Origin of the sequence: Streptomyces sp. NPDC006235 (genome assembly GCF_040613735.1) — a bacterium.
Taxonomy (GTDB): Bacteria; Actinomycetota; Actinomycetes; order Streptomycetales; family Streptomycetaceae; genus Streptomyces.
Map to the genome: position 1 here is coordinate 55,557 of NZ_JBEXSR010000044.1, position 19,101 is coordinate 74,657.

The following is a 19,101-nucleotide window of genomic DNA, read 5'->3' on the forward strand; positions in this document are numbered from 1 at the left end:
GAGTCCCGACCGTGAGCGAGCATGTCGAGTGGAGTGAACCGGAAGGCCCGGCCCCGACGGCCTCGGCCGCCGTCACCCCCGCCGACGCCGCCGACGCGGCGCGGCTCGTGTCCTTCGGGCTGCAGCCCAAGCTCCAGCCCGCGCGCGACCAGGAGTACGCGGATCTGCTGCGGCGCTACCGGGAGGACCCGCCCTTCGCACGGCTCGCCGACGCCGTGGCGACCGGGCTGGGGCTGATCGTGCTGGAGGTGTCCCCGCGCGCGGGCATGGCCGTGACCGCCGCCGAGGACTCGGTGTTCGCCGTCCGCATGGGCGACTACGCGCGTCGTACGTCCGCCGACGGCGGCGACCGGTTCCTGCACGGGCTCGCCCATCTCGCCGTCGCCGCCATGGCGTTCCCCCGCCCCGAGGACCTCGCCGACGACGGCTACATCGGCCGCGTCACGGTCAACGGCGTCGACGCCTTCGTCCGCCAGGCCTGCCGCCGCCTGGAGGAACGCGCCGCCGAACAGGGCGAGAACACCGACCCGGCCACCGACGCGCCCGGACTGGAGGCCGCCTGGCGGATCTGGGTGCGGCGCAGCTCGACCGGCGCCACCAAGGACGCGCGCCGGCTCGCCGGTTCGACCACCGGCATCGTCGCCAAGGCCGTCGCGTTCCTCACCGACTCCGGTTTCCTCCAGCGCACCGGCGACGACAACGGCGGCACGTACCGCACGACCGCCCGCTACCAGCTCCAGGTCCGCGACATGGCGGGCAGCGCCGCCCTGGCCGAGCTGCTGGAACTGGGCGTCGTCCCGGTCACCGACGGCACACCGACCCTGCTGCCCCCCGAGGAGAGCGACGACCTGGAGCTGGTCGCCGACGCGGGGCTGCCGTTCCACTCCTCCTGAACTCCCCGCCTCGCCGTCCCTGCTGAACCCCCACCTCACGAAGCCTTACGAGAGTCCGCCATGTACGAGCTGTCCCGGGTCCGCCTCTACTCCATCGGGCCCGCCGGTGCGCGCTACGCCGACACCGTGCTTGACCTGCGCGGCGTGGGCGAGCCCGTGCCCGACCCCGCGCCCACACAGGCGGAGTTCTTCGAGGAGGAGCCCGTCGGCCCGCCGCGCCGGCCCGCGCCCGCGGGCGTGCTCTTCCTGGAGAACGGCGGCGGCAAGTCGGTGCTGCTCAAGCTGATCTTCTCCGTGATGCTGCCGGGGCACCGCAACACCCTCGGCGGCGCCAGCTCCGGTGTGCTGCGCAAGTTCCTGCTCGCCGACGACTGCGGCCATGTCGCGCTGGAGTGGCAGCACGTGCTGACCGGCGAGTGCGTCGTCGTCGGCAAGGTCAGCGAGTGGCGCGGACGGCAGGTCTCCAACGACCCGCGGAAGTTCGCCGAAGCCTGGTACTCCTTCCGGCCCGGGCCCGGACTGAGCCTCGACAACCTCCCCGTGGCCGAGTCCACCGCCGTACGGGCCCCGGTCGAGGGCCAGTCGGGCGCGCGCGGCCGGCGTCGCACCATGAAGGGCTTCCGCGACGCCCTCATGGAAGCGGGAAAGACGTACCCGCACCTGGAGGTGCACTGGGAGGAGATCCACGATCGCTGGATCGAGCACCTCGGCGACCTCGGACTCGACCCCGAACTCTTCCGGTACCAGCGGGAGATGAACGCCGACGAAGGTGAGGCCGCAGGTCTCTTCGCGGTCAAGAAGGACGCCGACTTCACCGACCTGCTGCTGCGCGCCGTCACCGACACCCGCGACACCGACGGGCTCGCCGACCTGGTCAGCGGCTTCGGTAACAAGCTGGGCCGGCGCGCCGAGCTGATCGCCGAACGCGACTTCACCGCCGGGTCCGTCGACCTGCTCGGGCGGATCGTCGAGGCCGCCGAGGCCCGCTCCCGCGCGCGGGACATCCACACCGCGGCCGAGCGCCGTACCCGGACCCTGGCGCGCAGGCTGTCCGCGCGCGGCGTGCAGGAGAGGGTCCGGGCCGCCGACCTCGCGCAGCGGGTCACCGCCGCCGCGTACGCCGTCACCCACGCCGAAGCGGCCCGCGAGCGCAGCGCGCTGATCTCCGCCGAACTGGCCTACCGGCACGCCTCGCTGGCCCTCGCCGCCGCCGAGAAGTCCGCCGCCGCCCAGAAGCGCGAGCTCGCCGACGCCCGCACGCTGTACGCCGCGTGGCAGGCCGCCGAGGCCGTACTGCGCCACCGCGCCGCCGCCGACCGCGTCGCCCGCGTGTCCGCGGCGATCCAGGAGGCGGAGCGCGACGCCGCCCCGGCCCTGGCCGCCCGCTCCAAGGCCGCCGTCGACCTCGTACGGGCCCTGCACGCGGCCGCGGAGAACGCCGAGAACCACGCCAACGAGGAGGAGGAGCGCTCCGCCGCCCTCCAGGAGGTCAGCGACGCCGCCTACCGGGACTCCACCGCGGCCGCCACACAGGCGCAGCGGGCCCGCAGTGAGATCGGGCACCTCAAGCAGCGCCTCGCCGAAGTCGAGCAGGAGACCGCCGAGGCGGTACGGGCCGGCTGGCTCGACGACAGCGCGCCCGACGCCGACCCGGCCCGGGCCGCCCTGGCTGCCAGCGACGCCGAGAAGACCGCCGTAGCGGCCTGGGACGCGGCCCGCGAGGCATCCCACCGGGCCACCGAGCACGCGCGCGAGGCCGCCGCCACCGAGACCCGCGCGGAACTGACCGCGGCCCGCGCGGCGGACGCGGCGACGGCCGCCGAGCGGTCGTACGAGGCCGAGCGCCGCACCGCCGAGGCACTGGCGGGGGAGGAGCGGCTGGCGGAACTGCTCAGCCTGACCTCCGAGACCCGCCCGGGCATCCCACAGCCCCGTCACGGCACGGACAGCGAGCCGGCCACCCGGCCGGCCCCCGGCGGGCACGGCCTCAGCCCCGAGGAGCTCGACCGCTTCGCCGACGACCTGCGCGACCTGCTCGACGACGCCGTCAGCTCCGCCGAACGGCAGCTGTTCGACCTGCGTACGGCCGCCGCCGACGACTCCCGGATCCTCGGCGCGCTCGGTGACGGCGGGCTGCTGCCGCCCGGCCCGGACGTGCTGGCCACGGTCGAGTACCTCGGCGAGCACGGCATCCCCGCGCTGCCCGGCTGGCGCTACCTCGCCCAGGCCGTCGACCCGGCCGACCACGCGCGCGTGCTGGCCGCCCGGCCCGAACTGGTCGACGGCGTGATCATCACCGACCCGGACTCCCACGCACGCGCCCGGGAGGCGCTGGGCGACGCGGCGCTGCTGCCCCGTTCCGCCGTGGCCGTCGGCACGGCCGCCGCCCTGCTCGCCCCGACCCCCGCCCCGGACACCGACACCGGGGATGTGTTCCTCGTCCCGCCCAACCCGGCCATGCACGACGAGCACGCCGCCGACGAGGAGCGGCAGGCGCTGCGCGCCCGGGCGGCCGAGCGGGACGAGGAGATCCGCACACTCGCCGCCCGGCTCGGCAAGGACCGGGAACTGGCCGCCCGGCTCGCCTCCTGGCGCACCGGCTGCCCGGCCGGACGACTGGCCGAACTGGCACAGGCCGCACACGACACCCGCGCGTTCGCCGAGGAGTCGGAAGCCGAACTGGCCGAGGCGCGCACGGTGCGGGCCGAGGCCGACGAGGCCGCCGCGGAGGCCGCGCGCGTCCGGGACGAGCGGCAGGAGGCCGCCCAGAAGGCCCGCCGCTCCGCCGACGCCCTCGCCGGGCTCGCCTTCCGGCTGCGCGAGCGGGCCGGCTGGCAGGTCAAGCTGCGCGAACTGGCCGACGAGGCCACCGAGGCCGAGGCGAGCGCCCAGGCCTGCCTGGAGCGGGCCCGGGCCGCCGACGAGGACCGGCGGGCCGCCCAGCGCGCCGCCGACGACGCCCGCCGCACCGCCCGCGCCCTGCGCGCCGAGCGCTCCGAGATCGCGGGCGCCCCCGACGACGTACCCGAGGACGACGCCCAGACCCCGAAGGCCTCCCTGCCCGCCCTGCGCGAGGCCTACCGGGCGGCGTCGCAGCTGTACGAGAAAGTCGGCGTCGGCGCCGACCTGCGGGCCGAGCAGGCCCGCGCGGAGAGCGACGAGAGCGCGGCCCGCGCGGAGCTGGACCGGCTGAGCAACAAGGTCCGCACACGCGCCGAACAGCTCCTCGAATCCCCCGACGGCTCCGACGGGCCCAGCCGCCAGGCCGCCGCCGCCCGTGCCGAGGAGCTGGTGCAGCTCCTGGAGACCCGCATGTCGAGCGCGAGCGAGCAGCTCGGGCGGCTGCGCGGCGAGGCCGAGCGGCTCGCGCCCGAGGACGGCGAGGCGCACACCGACCTCCCCGAGGACCTCCGGCCGCGCGACGCCGAGCACGCGCAGGCCCTGCTGCGCACCGCCTCGGCCGAACTCGCCTCCCACACCGAGGCGCTGAACCAGGCACGCGAGGCGCACGCCGAACTCCTCGACGCCCACCGAGCCGCCGAGGACGCGGCGAGCGGCTTCGACGAGATCGCCGCCATGCTCCGCGACCTGCTGCGCGAGCACGCCACGGAGGAGGAGCAGGAGGAGACCGAGCCGTACCCCGGCAGCCCGGAGGAGGCCCGGCAGTCGGCCGCCGAAGCCCGCCGCTCCCTGCGCGGCTGCGCCGCCGACCTGTCCGCCGCGGAGGCCGCAGTCCGCGAGGCCAGCGACATCCTCGTCCGGCACGCCAACTCCACGCGCTACGAGCAGGTCCGCACCCCGGCACGGCAGCAGATCCGCGAACTGCCCGCCTCCGCACTGCCCGAACACGCCCAGAAGTGGGCAGACGCCTTCGCGCCCCGGCTCCGGGTCCTGACCGACGAGCTGGAGCAACTGGAGCGCAACCGCGACTCGATCGTGGACCGCCTGCGCGGCCTGGTCGAGTCGGCCCTGGCCACCCTGCGCTCCGCCCAGCGCCTCTCCCGCCTTCCGGAGGGCCTCGGCGAGTGGTCGGGACAGGAGTTCCTCCGCATCCGCTTCGAGGAGCCCGACCAGGCCACGCTCACCGAGCGACTGGGCGAGGTCATCGACGAGGCGACCCGCGCCGCCGTCAAGAAGAACTCCGACCTGCGGCGGGACGGCATGTCCCTGCTGCTGCGGGGCGTCGCCGCGGCCCTCCAGCCCAAGGGCGTCGCCGTCGAGATCCTCAAGCCCGACGCGGTGCTGCGCGCCGAGCGCGTCCCCGTCGGGCAGATGGGCGACGTCTTCTCCGGCGGTCAGCTGCTCACCGCCGCGATCGCCCTGTACTGCACGATGGCCGCGCTGCGCTCGAACGACCGGGGCCGCGACAAGCACCGGCACGCCGGCACACTGTTCCTCGACAACCCCATCGGCCGCGCCAACGCCACCTACCTGCTGGAGCTCCAGCGGGCGGTGTCGGACGCCCTGGGCGTCCAGCTCCTCTACACCACGGGCCTGTTCGACACCACGGCGCTCGCCGAGTTCCCCCTGGTCATCCGCATGCGCAACGACGCCGACCTGAGGGCCGGCCTCAAGTACATCAGCGTCGAGGAACACCTCCGCCCTGGGCTGCCGCAGCAGCCCGAGGCGGGGGAGGCGGTACACAGCGAGATCACGGCGACCAGGATGTACAAACGCCCCGCGTCCACGACGCCTTAGGGGCGCCGGCCGCTCCTCACGAGTGGGACAGCTGCCCGGCCCCGCCCCGTCGGCGTATCCGCTCCTGCGTCCGCTCGTCGGCACGGGCCTGCCGTCGGGCCCGGCGGCGCTCGCGTCGCAGGGCCCGTGCCGTGCTGCTCGGTGTGGACACCACGCCGTTGCGCTGGTTCCAGACCTGACGCGTCACCCACACGTCGAGGGCTCCCCAGGTCGCCACGATCGTGCTGACCACGCTGCTGATCACCATCGGGAACGCCAGCCAGGACCCGGCCATCGTGCACAGGAAGGCCACCATGGCCTGAATCAGTGTCAGAGCGATGAGGAGGACCGAGCGCACGGCGGCCGTCCGTACCGGATCCGGCAACCGGCGCCGCCGCGCCGGCTCCTCGACCCACAAGGGCCGGTAGTACTGCTGCTCGCGCACGTCACGGCCCAGCTGAGCCGGCACCCTTGCCCCTCGAGCCGTGCTCTCCGCCTCGTCGGCCGGGCTGTCGCGATCAGCCGCCTCGGCGCCCTGATGCGCTGTCCCTTGAACCCCAGCCGCCCTGGGCGCCCCGCGCCGCTCCGCCGTGCCCGTCACCGTGTCACTCCCCACCGCCAGCAGACTGCTCGTTCGCATCCGAAGACCCGTGCTTCCCAGTGGCTGCCCGGCTTGCGCTGTTTTACGCCGCCCGGATGCGGGATGCGGCTCCTGTGGCCGATTCCGCCCCCATTTCCCGTAGAGAAGGACGAACAACCCCCCACGAAGATTCCCAGAAAGCGAAAAATTTCAGCCAACCGTCTGGGCCCTCCACGGCCCTTGGCCCGCACGGCCGCCATCGGTTTCGGGGAGACAACTCCCGCAATGCCCTGACAACTCCACATGCCTCGTGGCTGGCGCGGAAGTTCACCTTCCGGACCGGCCTTCGAGTTCCCTGGGCGTCGGTAGTAGGCTCGCGCCGTTTGTTGACGCACATGTGTACCCCCGGTAGCCCGGGGGCCCGAGCTGGGGGAGGCCATGCGCTTTCGCGGGAAGTCCATCCGCCGGAAGATCGTGGCGCTGCTTCTCGTGCCGCTGGTGTCCCTGACCGCGATCTGGGCCTTCGCCACGGTGCTGACGGGACGTGAGGCGGGCGACCTGTTCAACGTGTCGTCCGTGGTGGAGAAGATCGGCTACCCCATCGAGGACACCGTCCGTGTCGTCCAGGAGGAACGCCGTCAGACCCTGGTCTACCTCGCCGACCCCCGTGCCTCCGACGGGCTCGCCGCGCTCCGGCGCAGCCGGACCGCCACCGACAAGGCCGTCGGCAGCATCCGTGAGAACGCCCGGAACCCGGACGTACGCGACGCGATGGGAGCGGACACCGACGAGCGGCTGACCGCGGTCCTGGACGCCTTCGACGGCATCGAGTCGCTGCGCCGCAGCGTCGAGGACGGCACCGTCGACCGCTCCCAGGCCCTCGACCTCTACAACCGGCTGGTCGACCCCTGTTACGTCCTGCTCGCCAACCTTCACGTCGTCGACAACGTGGAACTGGACAAGCAGTACCGCGCGCTGGTCAATCTCGCCCGCGCCCGCGAACTGCTCTCCCGCGAGGACGCCCTCCTCGGCTCCGCCCTGATCGTCGGCGAGGTCTCCCGTTCCGAAGAGCGTGACATCTCCGACCTCGTGGCCCAGCGCACCCTGATGTACGACACCAGCCTCCCGCTGCTGCCCGTCTCGGAGCGCGACCGCTATCAGAGCTTCTGGAAGAACGCCTCCACCGCTCCGCTGCGCGTCGCCGAGGAAGCGGCCGTCTCCTCCGCCGACGGAACACCGCGCGGCGTCACCGCCAAGAGCTGGGACAGCGCCGCCGGCAACGTGCTCGACGAGCTCGGCACGCTCAACGACCAGGCCAACGACCGCTATCAGAGCCGCGTCGAACCGGTGGCCATGGGCGTCATCGCCAAGGCGGTCATCGCCGGTGTGCTCGGCCTGCTCGCTCTCCTGGTCTCCCTCTTCCTCTCCGTGCGCGTCGGCCGCACCCTCATCCGCGATCTGCGACAGCTGCGTCTGGAGGCCCACGAGGCGTCCGGAGTGCGGCTGCCCAGCGTGATGCGCCGCCTCTCGGCGGGCGAGCAGGTCGACGTCGAGACCGAGGTCCCGCGCCTGGAGTACGACAAGAACGAGATGGGCGAGGTCGGCCAGGCCCTCAACACCCTGCAGCGCGCCGCCGTCGAAGCCGCCGTCAAGCAGGCCGAGCTGCGCGCCGGCGTCTCCGAGGTGTTCGTCAACCTCGCGCGCCGCAGCCAGGTCCTGCTCCACAAGCAGCTCACCCTGCTCGACGCCATGGAGCGCCGGACCGAGGACACCGAGGAACTCGCCGACCTGTTCCGCCTCGACCACCTGACGACCCGTATGCGCCGGCACGCCGAGGGCCTCGTGATCCTCTCCGGTGCCGCGCCCTCCCGGCAGTGGCGCAAGCCCGTCCAGCTCATGGACGTCGTACGCGCCGCCGTCGCCGAGGTCGAGGACTACGAGCGCATCGAGGTCCGCCGCCTGCCGCGTATCGCCGTCACTGGCCCGGCCGTCGCCGACATCACCCACCTCGTGGCGGAACTCCTGGAGAACGCCACGGTCTTCTCGCCGCCGCACACCGCCGTCCAGGTCCTGGGCGAGCGGGTCGCCAACGGCTTCACCCTGGAGATCCACGACCGCGGCCTCGGTATGGCCGCCGAAGCGCTCCTGGACGCCAACCTCCGGCTCGCCGAGACCCCGGAGTTCGAGCTGTCGGACACCGACCGGCTCGGCCTGTTCGTGGTCAGCCGTCTCGCTCAGCGGCAGAACGTCCGCGTCTCCCTGCAGCCGTCCCCGTACGGCGGCACGACCGCCGTCGTCTTCCTGCCGGACGCTCTGCTCACGGACGACGTCCCGGACACGAACGGCATCGGGTTCCGGCTCGACCGGCCCCAGCTGGCCAAGGAGAGCGAGGCGCACGACAGCCGCCGCGCCGCGCTGTCCCAGGGGCCCGCGCATCGGCCCGGCTTGCCGGCCTCCCTCCTGGACGGACCAGTGGAGCTGGAGGCCCCCGTCGACCTGGACGCCATCGGCGACTTCCCCGGCGCGCTCGACGACGAGGACAGTGAACACGGCGCGCTGTTCCGCCCCCGGCCCCTCACCCGCGCCCAGGACGAGGCCGCCGGCCGCCGCCCCGATCCGCACCAGGCAGCCGACCCCCGCAGCGCCCACGACCGGACCGACACCCACGACGACCCGGGCGCCCCCGTCCAGTTGCCGCGCCGCCACACTCCGAAGCTGGTCAGCTCACACGGGCGCCCGGTCACCGAGCAGCGCCCCCGGCGGGGGAAGGCGGACGAGGAGACCACCACGGGCACGGGCCGAGCGGAGCCGGGCGATGCCTCCCCGCTCCCTTCGCGTCGCCGGGGCGACGACTCCGTGAGCGGCGCGGCCACGGGCCGGTCCGGGCCGGAGCCCGCGTCCGCGCTTCCGGTACGCCGCCGCACCGAAGGCTCCTCGACCGGCAGTGGGCGAGGCGAAGCCCAGCCGGACGTACCGCCGCCCCTGCCGGCCCGCCGTCGGGGGGCGGAGTCCGGCCGCCGTGGCATCGGCGCGGCCGGGAACGACGACCGCACCGCCTCACCGGCCTCGTCCGGGACCCGGCCGGAGCCGCCCACACTCCCCACGCGGACACGCCGCGCGGAGATCGCATCGAGCGGCCCGGACGGCTTCGACCGTTGGCCGGACCCCGGGCAGGACTCCACCGGTGGGCCCGCCCGCCAGGTGACCGGCTCCGGTGCCGGGCACCAGGACACCGGGTCGACTCCCGGCACCGGACGACGGGGGCAGGCCCCCGGGTCCGCACCGAACGAGCCTCGCTCCGGCACCGCGCCGCTGCCCCGGCGCGTCCGCCAGGCCAACCTGGCACCGCAGCTGAAGCGGGGGTCCGAGCCGCGTACGGAGGACAGAGCCGAGCCCGTCGAGCGCGACGCCGACGAAGTACGCAGCCGTATGGCCTCGCTCCAGCGCGGCTGGCAGCGCGGCCGTCAGGAGAACGCAGCGGGCGACGCCGCCCACAGCGGCACAGCACGACAAGGAACGACAGAGGGGGACGGTCGATGACCGCACCGAAGGCCACCGGCCACACCGCAGCCAACAAGGGGGAGCTGAACTGGCTCCTCGACGACCTGGTGGACCGCGTCGCGAGCATCCGCAAGGCCCTCGTGCTCTCCAGCGACGGTTTGCCGACAGGCGTGTCCAGGGACCTGACCAGGGAGGACAGCGAGCACCTGGCCGCCGTCGCCTCCGGGTTCCACAGCCTCGCCAAGGGCGTGGGACGCCACTTCGAGGCCGGCAACGTCCGTCAGACGGTCGTCGAGCTCGACGACGCCTTCCTGTTCGTGACGGCCGCCGGCGACGGCAGCTGCCTCGCCGTCCTCTCGGACGCCGACTCGGACGTCGGCCAGGTCGCCTACGAGATGACGCTCCTGGTGAAGCGGGTGGGTGTGCATCTGGGTGCCGCTCCGCGCACCGATCTGCCCGCAGGCGGGTAGTGGGATGACATGAGCGCTGACGGTCAGGGAAGAAGCCACTGGTTCGACGACGAGGCCGGACCGGTCGTCCGTCCGTACGCCATGACCCGCGGCCGCACCAGCAGTCAGGGCCAGCACCGCTTGGACCTGATCGCGGTCGTGGTCACGGAACCGCACGCGGACGACCCGGAAGCGGACCATATGCTCTCCCCGGAGCATGTGGACATCGTCGAACTGTGTCGTGACGTCCCGCAGTCGGTCGCCGAACTCGCAGCGGAACTCGACCTGCCGATCGGGGTGGTACGGGTCCTTGTCGGAGATCTCGTGGACGCGGAATTCGTCCATGTGAACCGGCCCGTACCCCCTGCCGAACTGCCGGACGAGAGTATTCTGCGCGACGTGATCAACGGCCTCCGGGCGCTGTGAGCAGCGCGGAAGCGGGGTACTGACGTGACAGGCCGGCAGTTCCGGGTCGACCGAGGCGGCACCTTCACCGACACCGTCGCGCGTCGCCCGGACGCCCGGCTGCTCACCCACGAGCTGCTGTCGGACAGCCCGGCCCGCTACGACGACGCGGCCGTCGAGGGCGTCCTCACGCTGCTGGCCGGCTCCGACGACCCCGTCCGCATGGGCACGACAGTCGCCACAAACGCCCTCCCGGAGCGCGAGGGCGAACGCACCCTGCTGGTCATCGCCCGAGGCCTCCGCGACGCCCTGCGCATCGCCTACCGGAACCGCCCGAGCAGCTTCGCCCGCCGCATCGAACTGCCCGAGGCCGACGGCGCCGTGACCGAACTCGGCGGCAGCGACTCCGCGGACGTCGCCAGCGGCGACGTACTCGTCATCGAAACCCCAGGCGGCGGAAGCTACGGCCCGCCGTCGCCCGACCCCCATCAAGCAGGAGAAGAGATCGATGATCTTCGGGCGTTCTGAGCGCGGCAAGCCTCCGGTCGAGCCCGTCACGCTCAAGATCCTGGTGGCCGGCGGTTTCGGCGTGGGCAAGACCACGCTCGTCGGCGCGGTCAGCGAGATCCGGCCGCTGCGCACCGAGGAACTGCTCACCGAGGCCGGGCGCCCGGTCGACGACACCAGCGGTGTGGAAGGCAAGCACACCACGACCGTCGCCATGGACTTCGGCCGCATCACACTCCGCGAGGACCTGGTGCTGTACCTCTTCGGCACGCCCGGCCAGGAACGGTTCTGGTTCATGTGGGACGAGCTCTCCGAGGGCGCGCTCGGGGCCGTCGTCCTCGCCGACACCCGCCGCCTGGAGGACTCCTTCGCCGCCGTCGACTACTTCGAACGGCGCTCGATACCGTTCCTCGTCGGCGTCAACTGCTTCGAGGGCGCACCGCGTTACCCGGTCGAGGACGTGCGCCAGGCACTCGACCTCGACGATGGCGTGCCGCTCATGATGTGTGACGCCCGCGACCGCGAGTCCGTCAAGGAAGCGCTCATCGGCGTCGTCCAGCACGCCATGGCGTACGCGGCCGACCGCCGCCAGACGGTGACCACCTGACACTGGCCACCTGACGCTCGGCCGGCCGGCGGGCACGGACGGTACCCCCGCCGACAGGGGTACGGTCCGCCGTCCGGAAACGACCCTGCACGCGCGCGTGGCTAGCTGTCGGCGTCCTCCTCCCAGCCGAAGCTCTTCTCCACGGCCTTGCGCCAGTTGCGGTGCTCGCGGTCCCGCACGGACGCGTCCATGGACGGTGTCCACTCGACGTCCTTCTGCCAGTGCGCCTTGAGCTCGTCCAGGTCGTTCCACACACCGGTGGCCAGACCGGCCGCGTACGCGGCGCCCAGACAGGTCGTCTCGGAGACCTTGGGCCGCACCACCGGCACGTCGAGCACGTCCGCCTGGTGCTGCATGAGCAGGTTGTTCTTCGTCATGCCGCCGTCGACCTTCAGGGTGGTGATGTGCACCCCGGAGTCCTGGTACATGGCGTCCACGACCTCGCGGGTCTGCCAGCTCGTCGCCTCCAGCACCGCGCGCGCGAGGTGCGCCTTCGTGACGTACCGGGTCAGCCCGGTGACCACGCCGCGCGCGTCGGAGCGCCAGTACGGCGCGAACAGGCCCGAGAACGCCGGCACGATGTACGCACCGCCGTTGTCCTCCACACTCGCGGCCAGGGGCTCGATCTCGTCGGCGGTACGGATGATGCCGAGCTGGTCGCGGAACCACTGGACCAGCGCGCCCGTTATGGCGATCGACCCCTCCAGACAGTAGACCGGCGCCTCGCTGCCGATCTTGTATCCCATCGTCGTCAGCAGACCGCTCTTCGACGACACCGGACGGTTGCCGGTGTTGAGCAGCAGGAAGCTGCCCGTGCCGTAGGTGTTCTTCGCGGTGCCCACGTCGTAGCAGGCCTGGCCGAACACGGCGGCCTGCTGGTCGCCCAGAGCGGAGGCCACGGGCACGCCGGCGAGCTGGCCGACGGCCGTGCCGTACACCTCGGCGGAGGACCGGATCTCCGGCAGCATGGCCTCGGGGATGTTCATCGCCGAGCAGATCGAGGAGTCCCACTGCAGGGTCTCCAGGTTCATCAGCATGGTGCGCCCGGCGTTGGTCACATCGGTGACGTGCTGCCCGCCGTCGGTGCCGCCGGTGAGGTTCCAGATCAGCCAGGAGTCGATCGTCCCGAAGGCGATCTCACCGCGTTCGGCCCGGGTCCGGAGGTCGGGCACGTTGTCGAGCAGCCAGGCCGCCTTGGGGCCGGAGAAGTAGGTGGCCAGCGGCAGACCCGTCTGCTCGCGGAAACGGTCCTGCCCCTCCGAGCCGCCCAGCTGGTTGCACAGCGCCGCGGTCCTCGTGTCCTGCCACACGATGGCGTTGTGCACGGGCTTTCCCGTCGCGCGGTCCCACAGCAGGGTCGTCTCACGCTGGTTGGTGATCCCCATCGCGCTCAGCTGGTCGGCGCGCAGCCCGGCCTTGGCGAGTGCCCCGGCGACCACCGCCTGCACCTTGGACCAGATCTCGGTGGCGTCGTGCTCCACCCACCCGGGCTTGGGGAAGATCTGGCGGTGCTCGCGCTGGTCCACGGCGACGATGGCACCGTTCTGGTTGAAGACGATGCAGCGGCTGGAGGTGGTGCCCTGGTCGATCGCTGCTACGTACTTCTCGGAGTTGTCCGTCATGGCTACTACCTCTTGATCGCTTGGTCAGAAGGCTGCGTTGCAGATGAGGGCCCCGAGAATTCCGCCGGCCGCAGGCCCTGCCACGGAGGCGGCCCTGTCACGGGATCCAGGCGTACCCCCAGTCGGACGTTCCCTCGTCCGGGATCGGGAGGAACAGGTGCACGATGCGCACCCCCGGCCACGTGCCGGGTTGATCGCGGAGCCGGTGGGCCCGAGGATCGAGTGACGGCGGGATCGCTGTGGCCGCCCGGCAGCGGGGTGGCGGTGTGCGCGCCCGCCGTGCCGCCGATCTCGCCGACGAAGATGTGCACGTTGCTCATGGCGGCTCCTAGGCCGAGGCCCGGGGACGATCCGCCCCGACCCTCGTGTGCGGGGTGCGTTTCCCATGGCTCCTTCAGCCGAAGGCGGGGATACCCGCGCCCCGCCCGGCGTCCGTGACGAGCGTGCCGATCGCAGCCGAATCACCCTTGGGGCAAAGGACCTTGGCGTCGGCGCGCCCGCGCGCCGCATGCCGGATACGCCGAGTATGTACGGCGATGTCGACTGACACCGGAAGTGTTCACCGGCGCCCAGGGGGCGTCAAGGTCGCCGACCGCAACGGTTGACGGCCGTTGTGGTGGCGGCCGGGCCTTGCCGGGTCGGGTGACCGGTTGCACGGCCTGGCGGCGCCCGGTCGGATCGTTGTTCAGATGTGGTCGGGGCCTGCGCGGGCTTCGCCGAGCCGCGCGAGGCCGTGCTGGTGGTGTCGTCCGGCCTGCGCTGGGCTCCGCCCGCAGGCGATAGCCCAGCCGCATCCGACTCCTCGCTTGCTAGCCACCAGCATCCACCTGACCAGGCGGTCTCTCAACCGGACGAGCAGCGCCCCGCCCCTGGCCTCCTGACGGAGTCCTGCCAAGAGACTGAGTCAGGCCACGGGACGCCGCCTAAGAGGCCCCACACCGCGCCGCTGCCGACGTCGTCTCACCGCCACGGCGGGTCTCATGTCCGGGCGCGCCCGCGCGGCCCAGCACCCAACTCGCTCCGTGCAATGCCTTCGCCGCCTTCTTCAGGGGCGCCAGGCACGCCGCCGCCTGCCGGTGGTCGGTCACACTGCCCGGCGCGCACAGCACCGTGGCGAGCGACAGCGTGACCGGCCGACCGCCCGCCGACCAGGGGGCGTCCAGCACGGACGCGGCCAGCGGATCGAGACCCTCCGGCTCAGTGAGCACCAGGAAATCGTCGCCGCCGATGTGCCCCACACGGGTGCCGTCCATCGCGGCCTGCTGCAACGCATGCCCCACCGCCCGGATCAGCTCGTCGCCCGCCGCGAACCCGGCCCCGTCGTTGACCTGCTTGAAGTGGTCGACGTCCAGCCAGCTCAGCGTGAAGGCCCGCCCTGCCGCGATCCGCCGGTCCACCTCCCCGGTGATCACGTCCGAGCCGGGCAGCCGCGTCAGCGGATTCAGCCCCGCCGCCTCCTCCACCCGTGTCTCGGCCAGTGCGCGCACGAGGTCCGCGAGCCGGACGACGCCCACACACCGCCGGTACTGGTCCACGACGGCGACATCGTCCGACGTGCGGTCCCGCCCGCCGACCGCCACGACGTCCAGTACCTCCCAGGCGGTGGCGTCGATGCCCACCGTCCGCGGGGGATCACCGAGCTTGGCCGCGGGCCGGTCGGCGTAGAGGGCATGCCCGTAGCGCCCCGACATCGACAACAGGAACCGGGACCGGTGCACCGACCGGACCGGCACTCCGGCGGTGTCCACGAGCAGTACCCCGGACACATCCGGTGACCCGGTCAGCAGCGCCCGCACCTGCCCCGCGGACGCCGTGGCGGGCAGCAGCGCGGCGGGCCGCACGAACTCCCGCACCGACGGTCCCGACCGCGGCAAAGCCATATCGGCGGGGGAGCGGGGCGGGACGTAGACGTCGGCGGCGGGCAGCCGGGCCGGCGGGGCGAACAGCTCGCCCTGTGCCAGCTGCGCCCCGGCCGCCAGCGCCGCCGCGCACTGCCCTTCGGTCTCCACGCCCTCGACAGCCAGGAGAGCTCCCAGCTCGTCGCACAGCGTCCGCATCGACCGCACGACCGCCGGCCGCGCCAGCAGCGACGCGTCCAGCTTCACGAGGTCTGGCGTGATGTCCGAGAGGAGCCGCAAGGGCACGTCCCCGTCCCCGACGCCGTCCGCGCAGATCCGGAAGCCCTGACCGCGCAGCCTGGACACCGCCTCCAGCAGTGCCCGCTGCGGTACGTGCGTGTACGGCGGACAGACGTCGATCGTCACCTCCCACGGAAGCCGTCCCGCCTCGCGCACGGCGTCGTGCAGCGAAGGGAGTCCGCCGAGGTCGGCGAGGGTGCCGGCGAAGGCGTTGACGAAGAGCGGCAGCAGGGTCTCCTTGCGTATCGCTGCACGGAGCGCGGACACCGCCAGCCGACTGTCCAGCTCGGGATCCCGGCGGGCCTCGGCCAGGATGTCGCCGGTCTCCGGGCGGGCGAGTATCTCCAGTCCCGTGACCGCGCCGGTCGTCAGATTGACCACCGGTTGGAAGGCGAAGCGGAGAGTGTCCGTCCAGGAGTGCACGGCAGCATGATGACTCGACCGGCGCACGCCCAAGCCCAGTTCATGAGACGTTCACGCAGGATTCCTGAGCGGTCACGCAGCGTAGGACGCGGCGCCCTCACTGCCGCACCATGCGCCCCTCGGCGGTACGGCCCCGCCCGCGTCCAGTCCGCCTCGCCGCTCACCGCAGCGCGATCACCGCTGATCCGTGCCCGAACAAGCCCTGGTTCGCGCTGATGCCCACGCGCGCTCCCGTGACCTGCCGGTTCCCTGCCTCGCCCCGCAACTGCCAGGTCAGCTCGCACACCTGGGCTATCGCCTGCGCCGGAACCGCCTCACCGAAGGAGGCCAGGCCGCCGCTGGCGTTCACCGGTATGCGCCCGCCCAGGGCCGTCGCCCCGTCGCGCAGCAGCTTCACGCCCTCGCCCTCACCGCACAGTCCCAGGTCCTCGTACCACTGCAACTCGAGCGCCGTGGACAGGTCGTAGACCTCGGCCAGCGACAGATCCTCCGGCCCCACTCCCGCCTCCTCGTAGGCCGCCCGGGCGATGGACATCCGGAACGGCTCGGCAGGCGGGTCGACCGCCACCGCGGAGTCCGTGGCGATGTCCGGCAGGTCGAGCACGGTGTTCGGATACCGCGGCGTCAGCGTGGCCACGGCCCGGATCCGCACCGGAGCCGCATGGCCGTGCCGACGTGCGAACTCCATGCTGGAGAGCACGACCGCCGCGCCCCCGTCGGAGGTCGCGCAGATGTCGAGCAGCCGCAGCGGGTCGGCGACGACGGCGGAGGCGGCCACCTCCTCGGCCGTGACTCGCCGGCGGTAGCGCGCATGGGGGTTCAGCGCGCCCATCGCCGCGTTCTTCACCTTCACCTGTGCGAAGTCGTCCGGCGTGTCCCCGTGCATGGTCATGCGCCTACGGGCGTACAACCCGAAGTACACGGGGTTGGTCGCCCCGAGAATCCGGAACCGCAGCCAGTCGGGATCGTCCGGCCGGTCCCCGCCCGCAGGGCGGAAGAATCCCTTGGGAGCGGCATCAGCCCCCACCACGAGGACCACCTCGGCGAGCCCGGAGAGGATCTGAGCCCGCGCGGCGTCCAGGGCCTGGGCGCCGGAGGCGCACGCCGCGTACACGCTCATGACCCGGGCCCCTTGCCAGCCCAGTGCTTTCGCGAACGTCGCCCCGGCGACATACCCGGGATAGCCGCCCCGGACGGTGTCCGCGCCGATGATCGAGCCGATGTCCCGCCAGTCGAGCCTGGCGTCGGCGAGCGCCGCGCGGGCCGCCGCTACGCCGTACTCGACGAAGTTCCGTCCCCACTTGCCCCACGGGTGCATGCCCGCACCCAGCACCGCCACCTCACCCGTCACGCCTTCACCCCCGTCGGCCGCCAGTGCCACGTCGTCCACGTCGTATCCGCGTCCTCGTGGAGCACGCCGGGCACGACCTCCACCTCCATGCCCACCGTCAAGTCCGCGGCGGTGACCCCGGGAGCCGCCTGTCCCAGCACCACGAGCCGCTCGGCCTCCAGCATCACAGCGATCAACGTGCACGGCTCCCACGAAAGTTCCGGGTCGCTCACGTAGGGTGACGGCGGCCGATACCGGCTGTCCGTGTACGACCAGACACGGCCGCGCCGCGACAACGGGACCTCCGTCAACTCTCCGCCCCCGCAAGCGGGGTTGCGGCAGTGGCGGTCCTCGCGGGGGAAGAAGACCGACGAGCACGCCGCGCAACGCGTGCCCAGCAGCCGGAAATCCTCCCCCTCCCCGGCGAACCACCCCGCTACCACCGGCGTTCGCGCACGCGACACAGTGCCTCCCCGCGGACCGAATCTGACGGAACGTCAGAAGTCTGCCACGCCCTTCCGGATTTCGGCATCCCTTCCCCGGCGGGACCGTCTCCTGGTAGACGCAGGAGCCATGACACGACTCTCCACTGTGGCACGCGGCCTCATCACCGCCTTCGCCGCCGTGCTGGCAGCGACCGCCCCCACCACCACCGCCCAGGCCGAGACCGGGCCCCATGCGCCTGAAGACTTCGTGGCCCTGAGAAGCGTGGACCCGACGATCGTCCAGGAGATGCGCTACTTCACCCCGCACAACTTCGTCGGCGAGCGCATCGACGGCTACGCCCAGCCGATCTGCGTCCTCACCCGCCCCGCCGCCCAAGCCCTCCACCGGGCCCAACTGAAGCTGCTGCGCCAGGGATACACACTCAAGGTGTACGACTGCTACCGGCCGCAGCGCGCGGTGAACCACTTCGTCCGCTGGGCCGAGGACCTCGACGACCAGGCCATGAAGGGCGAGTTCTACCCGAACGTCGACAAGACCCGGCTGTTCACCGACGGTTACATCGCCGAGAAGTCAGGCCACAGCCGCGGCTCGACCCTCGACGTCACCCTCGTGAAACTGCCGGCGAAACCGACCCGGCCGTACCACCCCGGAGAGCCCCTCGTGCCGTGCTTCGCCCCCAAGGACGAGCGGTTCCCCGACAACTCCGTCGACATGGGGACCGGCTTCGACTGCTTCGACACCCTCTCGCACACCCTCGACCCTCGCGTCCAGGGCGCACAGCGCGCCAACCGGCTGCTGCTCAAGAGCACCCTGGAGGGCCTCGGCTTCGTGAACCTGGCAGAGGAGTGGTGGCACTACACCTACAAGCCCGAGCCCTACCCGGACACCTACTTCGACTTCCCCGTGTCCAGGAAGGCGCTCTCCAGCGCTCACTGAGCCGCCCGCCCGAGACGTCCTCTCCGTGATCGGCTACAGTCCGCCGCGTGTCCGAAACTCAGCACTCCAGTTCCAACTCCGCGCCGGACTCCCACTGTTCGAGCTGCGGCGCGCCCTACGGAGAGGGCGTCTCCGGCTGGCCCCGCACCTGCCCGGCGTGCGGCAACGTGGCCTACCGCAATCCCCTCCCCGTCGCGGTGGCCCTCCAGCCCGTGTACGACACCAAGGGCACCGCCCTGGTCGTCATCACCCGAACCGTCGCTCCCGCGCGCGGGGGCACGGCCCTGCCCGGTGGCTACATCAACGACCGGGAGGACTGGCGGCACGCCCTCGTACGCGAACTCAAGGAGGAAACCGGCATCGACGCGGCCGCCCGCGACGTACGCCTCGTCGACGCGATGAGCTCGCCCGACGGACACCTGCTGCTGTTCGGCCTCCTCCCGGAACGCCCTGTCGAGGGCCTGCCGCCCTCCGCCACCACGGACGAGACGGAGGGCTGGCACCTCCTGCGCCGGGCGGATGAACTGGCCTTCCCCCTGCACACCGTGGCCGTACGGGCCTGGTTCGAAGGCCGCTACATCTGAGC

Annotated in this window: 13 protein-coding genes and 2 pseudogenes; 9 read left to right on the forward strand and 6 right to left on the reverse strand. The window is 72.5% G+C overall.

What is annotated here, in order from left to right; translation table 11 throughout:
• Positions 1–11 precede the first annotated feature (11 nt).
• Positions 12–893: a hypothetical protein gene (locus tag ABZ192_RS35605; protein WP_356928614.1), complete on the forward strand. Its 882-nt coding sequence runs from the start codon at positions 12–14 to the stop codon at positions 891–893.
• Positions 894–953: 60 nt separating this feature from the next.
• The gene (locus tag ABZ192_RS35610) at positions 954–5,591 is read left to right on the forward strand and encodes a hypothetical protein (RefSeq protein ID WP_356928615.1); all 4,638 of its coding nucleotides are present in this window, start codon (positions 954–956) and stop codon (positions 5,589–5,591) included.
• A 16-nt stretch (positions 5,592–5,607) separates the two neighbouring features.
• On the opposite strand, the gene ABZ192_RS35615 is transcribed toward ABZ192_RS35610, so the two are convergent.
• Positions 5,608–6,186: a hypothetical protein gene (locus ABZ192_RS35615; protein ID WP_356928630.1), complete on the reverse strand. Its 579-nt coding sequence runs from the start codon at positions 6,184–6,186 to the stop codon at positions 5,608–5,610.
• Positions 6,187–6,588: 402 nt separating this feature from the next.
• Between ABZ192_RS35615 and ABZ192_RS35620 the strand changes: the two genes are divergently transcribed.
• The 5 genes and pseudogenes from ABZ192_RS35620 (at position 6,589) to ABZ192_RS35640 (ending at position 11,619) form a co-directional block, all read left to right on the forward strand.
• Positions 6,589–9,690, forward strand: coding sequence for a nitrate- and nitrite sensing domain-containing protein (locus tag ABZ192_RS35620; RefSeq protein ID WP_356928616.1), 3,102 nt, complete (start codon positions 6,589–6,591; stop codon positions 9,688–9,690).
• Entirely contained in the window at positions 9,687–10,121 is a 435-nt protein-coding gene (locus tag ABZ192_RS35625; RefSeq protein ID WP_356928617.1) for a roadblock/LC7 domain-containing protein, read from the forward strand. Before ABZ192_RS35620 ends, ABZ192_RS35625 begins: the two co-directional genes overlap by 4 nt.
• Before the next feature lie 9 nt (positions 10,122–10,130).
• Complete coding sequence (locus ABZ192_RS35630) at positions 10,131–10,526, forward strand: DUF742 domain-containing protein (RefSeq protein ID WP_010046285.1); 396 nt, start codon at positions 10,131–10,133, stop codon at positions 10,524–10,526.
• 24 nt (positions 10,527–10,550) lie between these two features.
• A pseudogene (locus tag ABZ192_RS35635) lies at positions 10,551–10,874 on the forward strand (hydantoinase/oxoprolinase N-terminal domain-containing protein); the annotation flags it as partial.
• Between the two features lie 139 nt (positions 10,875–11,013).
• Positions 11,014–11,619, forward strand: a complete 606-nt coding sequence (locus ABZ192_RS35640; RefSeq protein ID WP_086561343.1) for an ATP/GTP-binding protein — start codon at positions 11,014–11,016, stop codon at positions 11,617–11,619.
• A 101-nt stretch (positions 11,620–11,720) separates the two neighbouring features.
• Here ABZ192_RS35640 and glpK read toward each other — a convergent pair whose 3' ends face one another.
• The 5 genes and pseudogenes from glpK to ABZ192_RS35665 all read right to left on the reverse strand — a co-directional run bounded on the left by glpK (position 11,721) and on the right by ABZ192_RS35665 (position 17,575).
• Positions 11,721–13,241, reverse strand: coding sequence for a glycerol kinase GlpK (glpK, locus tag ABZ192_RS35645; RefSeq protein WP_356928618.1), 1,521 nt, complete (start codon positions 13,239–13,241; stop codon positions 11,721–11,723).
• A 24-nt stretch (positions 13,242–13,265) separates the two neighbouring features.
• A pseudogene (locus ABZ192_RS35650) lies at positions 13,266–13,463 on the reverse strand (aquaporin family protein); the annotation flags it as partial.
• Between the two features lie 701 nt (positions 13,464–14,164).
• A complete protein-coding gene (locus ABZ192_RS35655; RefSeq protein ID WP_356928619.1) occupies positions 14,165–15,802 on the reverse strand; it encodes a GGDEF domain-containing protein in 1,638 nt (545 codons plus the stop codon).
• A 160-nt stretch (positions 15,803–15,962) separates the two neighbouring features.
• Positions 15,963–17,153 carry a lipid-transfer protein gene (locus tag ABZ192_RS35660; protein ID WP_356928631.1) on the reverse strand — a complete coding sequence of 397 codons (1,191 nt, stop codon included), beginning with the start codon at positions 17,151–17,153 and terminating at the stop codon, positions 15,963–15,965.
• Positions 17,150–17,575, reverse strand: a complete 426-nt coding sequence (locus tag ABZ192_RS35665) for a zinc ribbon domain-containing protein (protein WP_356928632.1) — start codon at positions 17,573–17,575, stop codon at positions 17,150–17,152. Before ABZ192_RS35665 ends, ABZ192_RS35660 begins: the two co-directional genes overlap by 4 nt.
• A 130-nt stretch (positions 17,576–17,705) precedes the next feature.
• Here ABZ192_RS35665 and ABZ192_RS35670 point away from each other — a divergent pair, with 130 nt between their 5' ends.
• Together ABZ192_RS35670 and ABZ192_RS35675 are read left to right on the forward strand one after the other, a co-directional pair.
• Positions 17,706–18,515: a M15 family metallopeptidase gene (locus ABZ192_RS35670; protein WP_356928620.1), complete on the forward strand. Its 810-nt coding sequence runs from the start codon at positions 17,706–17,708 to the stop codon at positions 18,513–18,515.
• 47 nt (positions 18,516–18,562) lie between these two features.
• Positions 18,563–19,099 (forward strand): NUDIX domain-containing protein, encoded by a 537-nt coding sequence (locus ABZ192_RS35675; RefSeq protein WP_356928621.1) that lies wholly within the window; start codon positions 18,563–18,565, stop codon positions 19,097–19,099.
• The last annotated feature ends 2 nt before the right edge of the window (positions 19,100–19,101 follow it).

Excerpts from the sequence above, each read along its gene's own strand:
- ABZ192_RS35610 (WP_356928615.1), top strand. The coding sequence starts at position 954 with ATGTACGAGCTGTCCCGGGTCCGCCTCTACTCCATCGGGCCCGCCGGT.
- ABZ192_RS35620 (WP_356928616.1), top strand. The coding sequence starts at position 6,589 with ATGCGCTTTCGCGGGAAGTCCATCCGCCGGAAGATCGTGGCGCTGCTT.
- ABZ192_RS35625 (WP_356928617.1), top strand. The coding sequence starts at position 9,687 with ATGACCGCACCGAAGGCCACCGGCCACACCGCAGCCAACAAGGGGGAG.
- ABZ192_RS35630 (WP_010046285.1), top strand. The coding sequence starts at position 10,131 with ATGAGCGCTGACGGTCAGGGAAGAAGCCACTGGTTCGACGACGAGGCC.
- ABZ192_RS35640 (WP_086561343.1), top strand. The coding sequence starts at position 11,014 with ATGATCTTCGGGCGTTCTGAGCGCGGCAAGCCTCCGGTCGAGCCCGTC.
- glpK (WP_356928618.1), bottom strand. The coding sequence starts at position 13,241 with ATGACGGACAACTCCGAGAAGTACGTAGCAGCGATCGACCAGGGCACC.
- ABZ192_RS35670 (WP_356928620.1), top strand. The coding sequence starts at position 17,706 with ATGACACGACTCTCCACTGTGGCACGCGGCCTCATCACCGCCTTCGCC.